8 protein-coding genes are annotated in these 13,188 nt (G+C 66.6%); 7 read left to right on the top strand and 1 reads right to left on the bottom strand.

Going from position 1 to position 13,188, the window contains the following annotated elements:
* Positions 1–80: 80 nt before the first annotated feature.
* Complete coding sequence (locus tag DM992_RS02580) at positions 81–3,671, top strand: indolepyruvate ferredoxin oxidoreductase family protein (RefSeq protein ID WP_111015519.1); 3,591 nt, start codon at positions 81–83, stop codon at positions 3,669–3,671.
* A gap of 142 nt (positions 3,672–3,813) precedes the next feature.
* Here DM992_RS02580 and DM992_RS02585 read toward each other — a convergent pair whose 3' ends face one another.
* Entirely contained in the window at positions 3,814–6,084 is a 2,271-nt protein-coding gene (locus DM992_RS02585) for an NADP-dependent malic enzyme (protein ID WP_111015520.1), read from the bottom strand.
* Positions 6,085–6,542: 458 nt separating this feature from the next.
* Between DM992_RS02585 and DM992_RS02590 the strand changes: the two genes are divergently transcribed.
* The 6 genes from DM992_RS02590 to DM992_RS02615 all read left to right on the top strand — a co-directional run bounded on the left by DM992_RS02590 (position 6,543) and on the right by DM992_RS02615 (position 13,179).
* A complete protein-coding gene (locus DM992_RS02590; RefSeq protein WP_034183954.1) occupies positions 6,543–7,229 on the top strand; it encodes an orotate phosphoribosyltransferase in 687 nt (228 codons plus the stop codon).
* A 240-nt stretch (positions 7,230–7,469) separates the two neighbouring features.
* Positions 7,470–8,063 (top strand): YbhB/YbcL family Raf kinase inhibitor-like protein, encoded by a 594-nt coding sequence (locus DM992_RS02595; protein WP_111015521.1) that lies wholly within the window; start codon positions 7,470–7,472, stop codon positions 8,061–8,063.
* A 205-nt stretch (positions 8,064–8,268) separates the two neighbouring features.
* Positions 8,269–8,841 (top strand): flavodoxin family protein, encoded by a 573-nt coding sequence (locus DM992_RS02600; RefSeq protein ID WP_111015522.1) that lies wholly within the window; start codon positions 8,269–8,271, stop codon positions 8,839–8,841.
* A gap of 153 nt (positions 8,842–8,994) precedes the next feature.
* Complete coding sequence (argC, locus tag DM992_RS02605; RefSeq protein ID WP_111015523.1) at positions 8,995–9,945, top strand: N-acetyl-gamma-glutamyl-phosphate reductase; 951 nt, start codon at positions 8,995–8,997, stop codon at positions 9,943–9,945.
* Positions 9,946–10,375: 430 nt separating this feature from the next.
* Complete coding sequence (locus tag DM992_RS02610; RefSeq protein ID WP_111015524.1) at positions 10,376–11,797, top strand: DUF2957 domain-containing protein; 1,422 nt, start codon at positions 10,376–10,378, stop codon at positions 11,795–11,797.
* Positions 11,798–11,937: 140 nt separating this feature from the next.
* On the top strand, positions 11,938–13,179 hold the full coding sequence (locus DM992_RS02615) for a DUF2957 domain-containing protein (RefSeq protein ID WP_111015525.1): 1,242 nt from the start codon (positions 11,938–11,940) through the stop codon (positions 13,177–13,179).
* Positions 13,180–13,188: the final 9 nt, after the last annotated feature.

Below are 13,188 nucleotides of genomic sequence, written 5' to 3' on the forward strand. Positions count from 1 at the left end.
GCCGGCCACTGCCGACGCGTTCACAAGACGCCGGAGCAGTCGAGTTTTGGTGATCCCAAACTGGGTGGAGGAGACTGTTAATGAATGCCCCGCTAGACGCAGGCCAACGCGCGTCGCTAGAAGCCGCGCTGAAGTCCGTCACGCTTGATGACAAATACACACTGGAGCGCGGCCGCGCATACATGAGCGGCATCCAGGCCCTCGTGCGCCTGCCGATGCTCCAGCAGGAACGCGACCGCGCCGCCGGTCTCAATACGGCCGGCTTCATCTCCGGCTATCGCGGCTCTCCGCTCGGCGGCCTCGATCTGTCGCTCTGGAAGGCCAAGCAGCACCTGGCGGCCCACCAGATCGTCTTCCAGCCCGGTATCAACGAAGATCTCGCCGCCACCGCCGTGTGGGGCTCGCAGCAGGTGAACCTGTACCCCGGCGCGAAGCACGACGGCGTGTTCGGCATGTGGTACGGCAAGGGCCCGGGCGTCGACCGCACCGGCGACGTCTTCAAGCACGCGAACTCGGCCGGCTCGTCACAGCACGGCGGCGTGCTGGTGCTCGCCGGCGACGACCACGCGGCGAAATCGTCGACGCTCGCGCACCAGTCCGAGCACATCTTCAAGGCCTGCGGGCTGCCCGTGCTGTTCCCGTCCAACGTGCAGGAATATCTCGATTTCGGCCTGCACGGCTGGGCGATGAGCCGCTACTCGGGCCTGTGGGTCGCGCTCAAGTGCGTGACGGACGTCGTCGAATCGTCGGCGTCGGTCGACATCGACCCGCATCGCACCGAGATCGTGCTGCCGACCGACTTCATCATGCCGGACGGCGGCCTGAACATCCGCTGGCCCGACCCGCCGCTCGTGCAGGAAGCACGGCTGCTCGACTACAAGTGGTACGCGGCGCTCGCCTATGTGCGCGCGAACAAGCTCGACCGGATCGAGATCGACTCGCCGGGCGCGCGCTTCGGGATCATGACGGGCGGCAAGGCGTACCTCGACGTGCGCCAGGCGCTGACCGACCTCGGTCTCGACGACGAAACCTGCGCGCGGATCGGCATCCGGCTCTACAAGGTCGGCTGCGTGTGGCCGCTCGAAGCGCAGGGCGCGCAGGCATTCGCGCGCGGCCTCGACGAAATCCTCGTCGTCGAGGAAAAGCGCCAGATCCTCGAGTACGCGATCAAGGAAGAGCTGTACAACTGGCCCGACGCGCAACGGCCGCGCGTGTTCGGCAAGTTCGACGAGAAGGACGGCGCCGGCGGCGAATGGTCGGTGCCGATGGGCAACTGGCTGCTGCCCGCGCACTACGAACTGTCGCCCGCGATCATCGCGAAGGCGATCGCGACGCGCCTCGATAAGTTCGAGCTGCCGTCCGACGTGCGCGCGCGCATCGCCGCGCGGCTCGCGGTGATCAATGCGAAGGAAATGGCGCTCGCGAAGCCACACGTGCAGACCGAGCGCAAGCCGTGGTTCTGCTCGGGCTGCCCGCACAACACGTCGACCAACGTACCGGAAGGCTCGCGCGCGATCGCCGGCATCGGCTGCCACTACATGACCGTGTGGATGGACCGCAGCACCAGCACCTTCAGCCAGATGGGCGGCGAAGGCGTGCCGTGGATCGGCCAGGCGCCGTTCACGGACGAGAAGCACGTGTTCGCGAACCTCGGCGACGGCACCTATTTCCACTCGGGCCTGCTGGCGGTGCGCGCGGCGATCTCGTCGAAAGCGAACATCACCTACAAGATCCTCTATAACGATGCGGTCGCGATGACGGGCGGCCAGCCGGTCGACGGCGTGCTGACGGTGCCGCAGATCACGCACCAGCTCGCGTCAGAGGGCGCGAAGAAGATCGTGATCGTCACCGACGAGCCGGAGAAGTACGACAGCCAGAAGGCGCTGCTCGCGCCCGCCGTGACGATTCATCACCGCGACCAGCTCGACGACGTGCAGCGCGAGCTGCGCGAGATCGCCGGCACGACGATCCTGATCTACGACCAGACCTGTGCAACCGAGAAGCGCCGCCGTCGCAAGCGCGGCACCTATCCGGACCCGGCCAAGCGCGTCGTGATCAACGAAGCGGTATGCGAAGGCTGCGGCGACTGCTCGGTGCAGTCGAACTGCCTGTCGGTCGAGCCGCTGGAAACCGAGTTCGGCACGAAGCGCCAGATCAACCAGTCGAGCTGCAACAAGGACTTCTCGTGCTTGAAGGGCTTCTGCCCGAGCTTCGTCACGGTCGAGGGCGGCCAGCTGAAGAAGCCGAAGGCGGTTTCGGTCGACGGCAGCGCGCTGCCGCCGATCCCGGAGCCGACGCTGCCGGACATCGACCGCGCGTACGGCGTGCTCGTCACGGGCGTCGGCGGCACGGGCGTCGTCACGATCGGCGCGCTGCTCGGAATGGCCGCGCACCTGGAGAACAAGGGCGTGACCGTGCTCGACGTCACGGGCCTCGCGCAGAAGGGCGGCGCCGTGATGAGCCACGTGCAGATCTCGCACGCGCCGACCGACATCCACGCGACGCGGATCGCGATGGGCGAAGCCGACCTCGTGATCGGCTGCGACGCGATCGTCACGGCCGGCGACGAGTGCACGTCGCGGATGCGGCACGACGCGACGCGCGTGGTGGTCAACAGCGCGCAGACGCCGACCGCCGAGTTCATCAAGAACCCGAACTGGGCGTTCCCCGGCCTGTCCGCGGAGACCGACATCCGCGCGGCGGCAGGCGTTGCCGTCGATTTCATCGACGCGAACCGCTTCGCGGTCGCGCTGCTCGGCGACGCGATCTACACGAACCCGTTCGTGCTCGGCTACGCGTGGCAGAAAGGCTGGCTGCCGCTCACGCTCGCATCGCTCGAACGCGCGATCGAGCTGAACGCCGTGTCGGTCGAGAAGAACCGCGCGGCCTTCGACTGGGGCCGGCGCGCCGCGTACGACCTGGCAAGCGTGAAGCAGGCCGCGGCCGGCGATGCGCGCCCCGCGCAAGGCGCCACGGTGATCGCGCTGCACACGAAGAAGGCGGTCGACGCGCTGATCGCGAAGCGCGTGGAATTCCTCACCGCGTACCAGAACGCCGCGTACGCATCGCGCTACGCGGCATTCGTCGACAAGGTGCGCGCGGCCGAGCGCGCGCTGGCGGACGGCGATACGGTGCAGGAACAACTGACCGAAGCGGTCGCGCGCAACCTGTTCAAGCTGATGGCGTACAAGGACGAATACGAGGTCGCGCGGCTGCAGTCCGATCCGGCGTTCCTCGCGCGCCTGTCCGCGCAGTTCGAAGGCGACTGGAAGCTGAAGTTCCACCTCGCGCCGCCGCTGTTTGCGAAGACGGACGCGCACGGCCATCTCGTGAAGAAGGCGTACGGCCCGTGGATGATGTCGGCGTTCCGGCTGCTCGCGAAGGCGAAATTCCTGCGCGGCACGGGGCTCGACCCGTTCGGCCGCACCGAAGAGCGCCGCACCGAGCGCGCGCTGATCGGCGAGTACGAAGCGCTGATCGGCGAAGTGACGGCCAAGCTGAACGCGGCCAACCGCCCGCTCGCACTCGAGCTCGCGGCGCTGCCGGACGGCATTCGCGGCTACGGCCACGTGAAGGAGAACAACCTGCGCGCGGTACGCCAGAAGTGGAACACGCTGCTCGCGAAGTGGCGTTCGCCGACGGGCGGCCAGTCGCACCAGCAGGTCGCGTAACGGCGCGCGGCGGGCATTCGCAACCCGGACGCCCGCCGCGCTCCGCCAGCAGCGGATCACGATAAAAAAACGCCACGGAACGCAGGTTCCGTGGCGTTTTTCATTGCGCCGCGCCTGAAGCGCGGCGCACGCGGGCGCGAACTTACTTCGTGTTCACGTTCGCGGCGGCAACGGCCGTCATGTTGATGATCCGGCGCACGGTCGCGGCCGGCGTCAGGATGTGGACCGGCTGTGCGGCGCCGAGCAGGAACGGGCCGACCGTCACGCCTTCGCCGCCGACCATCTTCAGCAGGTTGTACGCGATGTTCGCCGCTTCGACGTTCGGCATGATCAGCAGGTTCGCTTCGCCCGACAGCGTCGTGCCCGGGAAGGCCTGCTTGCGGATCACTTCCGACAACGCCGCGTCGCCGTGCATTTCGCCGTCGACTTCCAGGTTCGGCGCACGTTCGACGATCAGCTTGCGAGCCTCGGCCATGCGGCGCGACGACGACGACGGCGCGCTGCCGAAGTTCGAGTTCGACAGCAGCGCGGCCTTCGGCGTGATGCCGAAGCGCTCGATCTCGGCCGCGGCCTGGATCGTCATGTCGGCGAGCTGTTCGGCGCTCGGCTGCTCGTTCACGTACGTGTCGCACAGGAACAGGTTGCGGCCCGGCAGCATCAGCAGGTTCATCGCCGCGAAGTGCTCGGCGCCCTTCGCACGGCCCAGCACCTGCTCGATGAACTTCAGGTGGCTGTGGAACGTGTCGATCATCCCGCAGATCATCCCGTCCGCGTCGCCCAGATGCACGAGCATCGCGCCGATCAGCGTGTTGAACTTGCGCATCGCGGCCTTCGCGACTTCCGGCGTCACGCCGTCGCGCGCAGCGATGTCGTGGTACGCCTGCCAGTAGCGGTGGTAGCGCGTGTCGTCTTCCGGATTGACGATCTCGAAATCGACACCGGCCTTCAGCTTCGAGCCGATCTTCGCAAGGCGCATCTCGACGACCGACGGACGGCCGACGATGATCGGCTGCGCGATCTTTTCCTGCAGCACGAACTGCGCGGCACGCAGCACGCGCTCGTCCTCACCTTCGGCATACACGATGCGGGCCTGCTTCTTCTTCGCGGTCGCGAACACGGGGCGCATCACCATGCCGGTGCGGTAAACGGTCGTGCCGAGCTGCTCGCGGTACGCGTCCATGTCCTGGATCGGACGCGTCGCGACGCCCGAATCCATCGCGGCCTGCGCGACGGCCGGCGCGATCTTGATGATCAGGCGCGGGTCGAACGGCTTCGGAATCAGGTATTCCGGCCCGAATTCGAGCGAGTGGCCTTCATACGCCTTCGCGACTTCCTCGCTCTGGTCGGTTTCCTCGGCCAGCTCGGCGATAGCGCGCACGCACGCAAGCTTCATTTCTTCCGTGATCGTCGTCGCGCCGACGTCGAGCGCGCCGCGGAAGATGAACGGGAAGCACAGCACGTTGTTGACCTGGTTCGGGTAGTCCGAACGGCCGGTCGCGACGATCGCGTCCGGGCGCACGGCCTTCGCGTCTTCCGGGCGGATTTCCGGTTCCGGGTTCGCGAGCGCCAGGATCAGCGGCCGCTCGCCCATCGTCTTGACCATGTCCTGCTTCAGCACGCCCGCGCTCGAGCAGCCGAGGAACACGTCCGCGCCGACGATCGCATCGGCGAGCGTGCGCGCGTCGGTGGTCGCCGCATAGCGCTGCTTCGACGGATCGAGATTGCCGCGCCCCTCGTAGATCACGCCCTTCGAATCGGCGACGAGGATGTTCGACTTCGTCAGGCCGAGGTTCACCAGCAGGTCCAGACACGCGATGGCCGCGGCGCCGGCGCCCGAGCACACGAGCTTCACTTCGGACAGCTTCTTGCCGACGACCTTCAGGCCGTTCAGGATCGCGGCCGACGCGATGATCGCGGTGCCGTGCTGGTCGTCGTGGAAGACGGGGATCTTCATGCGCTCGCGCAGCTTCTGCTCGATGTAGAAGCATTCCGGCGCCTTGATGTCCTCGAGGTTGATGCCGCCGAGGGTCGGCTCGAGCATCGCGATCGCCTCGACGAGCTTGTCGGGGTCGGACTCCGACAGCTCGATGTCGAACACGTCGATGCCCGCGAATTTCTTGAAGAGGCAGCCCTTGCCTTCCATCACCGGCTTCGCGGCGAGCGGGCCGATGTTGCCGAGACCGAGCACGGCCGTGCCGTTCGTGATGACGCCGACGAGGTTGCCGCGCGACGTGTACTTCTGCGCGTCGAGCGGATCGGCGTGGATCGCCTCGCACGCGGCGGCGACGCCCGGAGAATACGCGAGCGACAGATCGAGCTGGTTCGACAGCGGCTTGGTCGGGGTGACCGAAATCTTGCCGGGTTTCGGGTTCAGGTGATAAGCGAGAGCGGCCTGCTTCAGTTGTTCGTCCATGATTGACCTGCGAGAGACATGCGAAATTTTGACGGTTCAGTACACAGCACCTTCGGCCGCATCTGCTTGAATCGAGGGGATGATCGACTGCGAGACGGCACGCGACGCGCCGGGTCGGCACGCCATCGAACCTTGGCGGGTGGCAAGAGGAAAGTACAAAGTACTGAACGATTTCTAAGGGTCGCCTAGTGTACACCCCGCGCATGACACATGTTGGTGCAGCGCCGCATCCCCGGCATCGCATCGGAGCGATCCGCCCCCGCTTGTTTCGCCGGTGGCGAGCGGCATCGCGAACCCGCGCGAATTCCGCCGAGAACCGGCCTGAATCGGGTAAAATAGCCGGCTACGCGCGCAGCGATGCAATCGGCCTTCCGATCGCGCCCCCGGCCCCCGGCCGGGTTCCCGTGCTGCGCCACCGGGCCCGCGCCCGCTCCTCGCTCATCACCCAAGGAATGCCCATGACAGGCTACGATCGTCAGTCGATCTCGGATACGACCGCCAAAATCCTGCTCGAAGTGCAGGCGGTGCACTTCAACGCCGAAAAACCGTTCATCTTCACGTCCGGCTGGGCAAGCCCCGTCTATATCGACTGCCGCAAGCTGATCTCGTATCCGCGCGTGCGCCGTGCGCTGATGGAAATGGCGGAAACGACGATCACGCGCGACATCGGCTTCGAGCAGATCGACGCGGTGGCGGGCGGCGAGACGGCCGGCATCCCGTTCGCGGCATGGATCGCGGACCGGATGATGGTGCCGATGCAGTACGTGCGCAAGAAGCCGAAGGGTTTCGGCCGCAACGCGCAGATCGAAGGCCATCTGGAAGAAGGCTCGCGCGTGCTGCTGGTGGAAGACCTGACGACCGACAGCCGCAGCAAGATCAACTTCGTCAATGCGCTGCGTACCGCGGGCGCGACGGTGAACCACTGCTTCGTGCTGTTCCACTACGACATCTTCAAGGAAAGCGTGTCGGTCCTGAAGGACATCGACGTCGACCTGCACGCGCTGGCGACGTGGTGGGACGTGCTGCGCGTCGCGAAGGCTTCGGGCTACTTCGAAACGAAGACGCTCGACGAAGTCGAGAAATTCCTGCACGCGCCGGCCGAGTGGTCGGCCGCTCACGGCGGCGCGACGGGCGCCCAGGAGTGACGCCGCGCCGGCATCCATGCCGGCGTCCTGGCTGAAAAAGCCGCCTGCTTCATCGCAGGCGGCTTTTTTTCGTCCGTCGCTTCACGCAATGACCGATCTCAATCGCCAGCCCCGGTGTGCGTCGCTCATCGAACCCTAATGCTAGACTTGATCCATCGCCGCCATCAGCTACGCGGGCAACGCACAACGCCAACAACGCCGGGAGCATCGGTCCGGCCCACGTGACGGGAGAAGCGCCATATGCGTGTGGATCGCCGGATCACTCCGCCTGCGCCATCGGGTCGCCCGTCTCCGTTCCTCGCTCTCCTCGTGTGCACCGCCGTCTTCGCGGCGCTGCCCGTTCATGCGGAAGGCCCGTTCATCGTGTCGAGCGACGACCTGACGCCCGGCGGGCGCGTCCGCGCCACGAACGTGTTCGACCGCGGCGACTGCAAGGGCAAGAACCACTCGCCGCAACTCGCCTGGCACAACCCGCCGCCCGGCACGCGCAGCTACGCGGTCACGATCTTCGATCCCGACGCGCCCGGGCGCGGCTGGTGGCACTGGGCCGTGGCGGGCATCCCGGCCACGGTCACGAGCCTGCCCGCCGACGCGAGCGCGTCCGGCTTCCTGCGGCGCATCGGCGCGATCGAGGCGCGCAACGACTTCGGGATCGACGGCTACGGCGGCCCGTGCCCGCCGCCCGGCAAGCCGCACCGCTACGTGATCACCGTCTACGCGCTGAAGGGCGACGACCTGCGCCTCGCCCAGGGCCGACCCGCACCGATGTTCGAGCACGAGATCGGCACGCTCGCGATCGGCAGCGCGCAATTCACGGTCAACTACGGGCAGTGACGGCAGTAACGCCACGTCGCGATTGCCGGCCGCCGCGAATTTCAGTGCGCCGCTTGCGCGCGTTTTCCCGTCATTTCGGCTTGCTAGACTCGTCGTCACCGGACGCGGCATCACACGCCGCGCATCGGTCGCGCCGCCCGCCGGCGACGCGTGACGCGGCAGGCCGCTGCGGCCGCCGCTCCCGTCCCTTTCCGGAGAACGCCTCATGTCGAACATCGTCATCGTCTATCACAGCGGCTACGGTCACACGCAGAAACTGGCCGATGCCGTTCTCGCGGGCGCGCAGGACGCAGGCGCGACCGTGCGCCTGATCGCCGTCGGCGACATCGACGACGCGGGCTGGGCCGCCCTCGACGCGGCCGACGCGATCGTCTTCGGCGCGCCGACCTACATGGGCGGCCCGTCGGCTCAGTTCAAGCAGTTTGCCGACGCAACGTCGAAAGCGTGGTTCACGCAGAAGTGGAAGGACAAGATCGCCGCGGGCTTCACGAACTCCGCGACGATGAACGGCGACAAGTTCTCGACGATTCAGTATTTCGTCACGCTGTCGATGCAGCATGGGATGGTGTGGGTCGGCACGAGCCTGATGCCGGCCAATTCGAAGTCGGCCACGCGCAACGACATCAACTATCTCGGCGGCTTCACGGGCCTGCTCGCGCAGTCGCCGGCGGATGCGACGCCCGACGAGGGCCCGCTGCCGGGCGACCTCGAGACCGCGAAGGCGTTCGGCCGGCGCATCGCCGAAGCGACGGCCCGCTGGACCGCCGGCGCCCGCTGAGCACGCCCCGGCGCCCGCTCCGGCGGGCATCAAAGGGACACAAGACGGCCCGCCGGCCGTCTTTTTTCGCCCCGCGCGGTGCAGGCGCGCCTGATGACGTCTTAAAATGGCGGTCTCCGGGCGCGGGCCCCCGTTTCATTCAGTGAGAGCGAAATGAGCACCAAAGTTTTTGTCGACGGCCAGGAAGGCACGACCGGCCTCAAGATCTTCGAATACCTGTCGGCGCGCCACGATATCGAGATCCTGCGCATCGATGAAGCGAAGCGCAAGGACGTCGACGAGCGCCGCCGCCTGATCAATGCGTCGGACGTCACGTTCCTGTGCCTGCCGGACGTCGCGTCGCGCGAATCGGCCTCGCTCGTCGAGAACCCGAACACGACGCTGATCGACGCGAGCACCGCATTCCGCACGAGCGCCGACTGGGCCTACGGCCTGCCCGAACTGACCCGCGCGCAGCGCGAGAAGATTCGCACGTCGAAGCGCATCGCGGTGCCGGGCTGCCACGCATCGGCCTTCGTGCTCGCGATGCGTCCGCTCGTCGATGCGGGCATCGTCGCGCCGACGTTCGCCGCGCACAGCTACTCGATCACCGGCTACAGCGGCGGCGGCAAGTCGATGATCGCCGACTACGAGAACGCGGCGCCGGGCGGCAAGCTCGCGAGCCCGCGCCCGTACGCGCTCGGCCTCACGCACAAGCACCTGCCGGAAATGGCCGCGCACACGGGCCTCGCGACCCCGCCGATCTTCACGCCGATCGTCGGCCCGTTCCTGAAGGGCCTCGCGGTGACGACCTACTTCACGCCCGAACAGCTCGCGAAGCGCGCGACGCCGCAGGATGTGCAGCGCGTGTTCGCCGAGTACTACGCGGACGAAGCTTTCGTGCGCGTCGCGCCGTTCAACGCTGACGCGAACCTCGACGGCGGCTTCTTCGACGTGCAGGCGAACAACGACACGAACCGCGTCGACCTGTTCGTGTTCGGCAACGAAGAGCGCTTCGTCACGGTCGCACGCCTCGACAACCTCGGCAAGGGAGCGTCGGGCGCCGCGATCCAGTGCATGAATCTCAACATCGGCGCGGCCGAGGACGCGGGCCTCACGCGCTGATCATCCTCTCTTGCGATGCAAAGCCGGCCGCTGGCCGGCTTTTTATTTACCCGTATCACGCAATAAATAAAATCCTGTTCGCGCATTTACAAATATTTACAAGCTTTCCATTGCGCGATTACCAGCGAATTAACTCCCCCCTTCTTTCTCCAGTCAATCCCGAATAGGGATAAACCGGATATCGCCGCTTTAAACACTTCCGTTGTGCGCGGGAAGGTTCTTCAACAGCCTTCCGCGCGTGGCACATCCCCCACTCCGGCAGCTTTTGCCAGCCCCTCGCCCGTTTTAATTCTTACTGAATGTCGTGTCGGACAAGGATTAAAAACACGACATCCGTTTCAATCGCCTTTTTTAGACGGGTTCATCAATTGACAGCAAAAATCTAGGCAGCGACATTAGCTCGCACAATTAAACGATTGGAGACAGCGGCATGTCGCACGCCTTATCGAAGGGGGTGGCAACGGCCTTTGCCATTGCCCCTTTCCTGGTTGCATGTGGTGGAGGGGATTCCGGCGGCGCGCTCGCGCCGATCAATGCGCCCCAATGTTCCGGATCGAGCTGCGGCACGCAAGGGCCGCCGCCGTCACTGCCCGTCAACGGTTCGCTGTGTCCGGCCGACGCCGACATCGTGAAGAGCACGTATCTCGGCGGTGCCGGTAGCGGCGAGATCGTCAGCGTCAACATCGACGCGGTCGCGATGACGTACACGCTCAAGTGGCTCGAATCGCCGATTCCGCTGAAGACGGGCACCGTCACGCCCAGCCGCGTCGGCACGACGATCACCGGCAAGGTCATCCACCCGCCGACCGGCACGCTGCCGACCGCCGAGCAGACGCGCTGCGCGTTCGTCCTCACGCCGGGCACGGGCCCCGCGCCGGACGGCTCGACCTATTCGACGGCCGCCGACTTCAACCAGGCGAACCCGCCGATGCTGCTCGTCGGCATGGGCGTCGCGGGCGGCGGCATTCCCGGCGCGACGATCCAGTACGACGGGCTGACGATCATCCCGGGCGTCGTGCAGAACGTCGGCCAGGTGCCGAACCGCCACTTCGATTTCTATCCGTTCCTCGGCTTCGCGAACACGACGACCGACCTGTCGAAGCTGCCGGGCACGTACAACGCGCTGATCTACCACCTCGTGCCGTCGGGCAACTACGCGACGAAGGGATCGAACTCGAGCGAGACGTTCGATGCGAACGGCGCGTGCACGTCGACCGGTTCGGGCGGCTGCCAGACGACCGGCGATCCGTGGAAGACGAGCGCGAACGGCGGCTACTTCGACAGCACGAAGGCGCCGCAGACGCTGCCGCAAACGCAACTGCCGATCGTCGGCGCGACCGGCAAGTCGGCGACCGCGCACATGGTGATCGGCCAGCTCAACGGCGCGACGGTGCCGGTGATCGTGCGCACGGGCAACGTGAAGCTCGGCACGCCGCCGCTGCACCTCGACGCGCAGGTCGACGACGAATCGGGCATCGCGGTGCTCGGCGCGGCGACGGCGATCACGTCCGGCGCGATCGACGGCGGCTACGCGGGCGCGGATTCGAACTTCAAGTACACGGCCGCCCTGATCCGCGGCAGCAACGCATCGTTCATCAACCCGACCACGCAGGCCGAGGAAGACGGCTTCACGCTCGACTACGGCCAGGCGACGCCGGGCCTGCTGAACGCGAAGACGACGCCGCCGAGCGGCGCGACCTACCCGTCCGCATCGGGCGTGGTGATCGCGACGGGCGGGCTGTACGCGGCACTCGTGCAGGGCACGGTGAACGGCGGCGTCACGTCGACGTCGGCAAACTCGACGACTTCGTCGACACCGTACTTCGGCGTGGGCGCGCAGATCAGCAAGTAGCGATCGAGGACGCGGCGGCGGTACACCCGCCGCCGCGCGACGGACGAAGCGCGCGGCACCGCGCACGCAGGACGAGCACAAGCAACAGAAGCGGCCGACAGGGAGCTGGCCGCCACACAAGACAAATCTGGAGGAGCAACATGAAGCGCAACCTCATTCTGGCGGCGGCCTTTGCCGCCCCCCTTCTTTCCGCATGCGGCGGCGGCAGCGACAACCCGCCCCCGCTCGTCGAAGACCGGCTCTGCCCTGCGTCGCTCGACTACAGCACCGTGTTTACCGGTGGCGCGGGCAGCGGCGAACTCGCCAAGGTCCAGCTCGACACGACCAAGATGACCTGGCAGGTCACGTACGTCGAATCGGCGGTTCCGCAAACGACCGGCACCGTCGTGCCGACCCGCGCGGGCACCGTCGACAGCGGCACGCTCACGCAGGAAACACTGCTGCCGACCAACAAGCTGAACCAGTGCGCGTTCCGCCTGAACGGCGCGAGCCTCGACTCGACGCGCCCGGCACGGATCTTCGTCGGCTTCGGCGTCGCCGGCGGCACGATTCCCGGCAAGGAAATCCAGTTCGGCGGCGTGCTCGGCCAGGCCGCGGTGCCCGACACGAAATTCCCGTACTACCCGTTCATCGGCTTCTCGTCGATCGAGACCGACATCGCGAAAGTCGCGGGCACGTACAGCCATGTCGGCTTCGGCGAAGTGCCGTCGCAGAACTTCGCGCCCGCGTCGATCGACGCGAAGGTGACGATCAACGCGGACGGCTCATGGACCAAGTGCGACACGACCGGCCAGTTCGCCGGCGGCGCGTGCACGCAGCAGGGCACGAACTTCGTGCAGTCCGCTGACGGCAGCGGCGCGTTCCAGTCGAACAACTACCGCAGCCAACTGAAGCCGACGCTGTCGGCGACGCCGCAGGGCAAGGGCTTCATGATCGTCGGCAAGCTGCGCAACCAGCTCGTGCCGATCCTCGTGCGCACGGGTGTCGCGAACCCGAACCCGACGCCCGACAGCAACGGCGTACCGGGCCTTACCGCCGACGACGAATCGAGCATCTCGATCCTCGCACCGCAGACGGCGGTCGCAGCCGGCTCGCAGAACGGCGAGTACATCGGCGTCGACAGCGAGTTCAACTACCGGACCACCGCGCTGATCAACACCCAGGCGACGCTGCTCGATCCGTTCCAGCCGTCGCAGGCGTCGCTCACGAGAGTGCTCGACCTCGATTACACGCAGAAGGTGCCGGGCACGGTCACGACGATCCACACGGGTTCGGGCAGCACGTCGCCGACCGGCAAGTTCATCTTCTCGGGTGGCGTGTTCGGTTTCCTCGATAACGCGGGATCGACGCCGTATTTCACGATCGGCGCGTTCGTCCAGTAAGCGGAGGGA

Source organism: Burkholderia sp. JP2-270, from assembly GCF_003233675.1.
Lineage (GTDB): Bacteria > Pseudomonadota > Gammaproteobacteria > Burkholderiales > Burkholderiaceae > Burkholderia > Burkholderia pyrrocinia_C.

Excerpts from the sequence above, each read along its gene's own strand:
- DM992_RS02585 (WP_111015520.1), bottom strand. The coding sequence starts at position 6,084 with ATGGACGAACAACTGAAGCAGGCCGCTCTCGCTTATCACCTGAACCCG.
- DM992_RS02610 (WP_111015524.1), top strand. The coding sequence starts at position 10,376 with ATGTCGCACGCCTTATCGAAGGGGGTGGCAACGGCCTTTGCCATTGCC.
- DM992_RS02580 (WP_111015519.1), top strand. The coding sequence starts at position 81 with ATGAATGCCCCGCTAGACGCAGGCCAACGCGCGTCGCTAGAAGCCGCG.
- DM992_RS02590 (WP_034183954.1), top strand. The coding sequence starts at position 6,543 with ATGACAGGCTACGATCGTCAGTCGATCTCGGATACGACCGCCAAAATC.
- argC (WP_111015523.1), top strand. The coding sequence starts at position 8,995 with ATGAGCACCAAAGTTTTTGTCGACGGCCAGGAAGGCACGACCGGCCTC.
- DM992_RS02595 (WP_111015521.1), top strand. The coding sequence starts at position 7,470 with ATGCGTGTGGATCGCCGGATCACTCCGCCTGCGCCATCGGGTCGCCCG.
- DM992_RS02600 (WP_111015522.1), top strand. The coding sequence starts at position 8,269 with ATGTCGAACATCGTCATCGTCTATCACAGCGGCTACGGTCACACGCAG.
- DM992_RS02615 (WP_111015525.1), top strand. The coding sequence starts at position 11,938 with ATGAAGCGCAACCTCATTCTGGCGGCGGCCTTTGCCGCCCCCCTTCTT.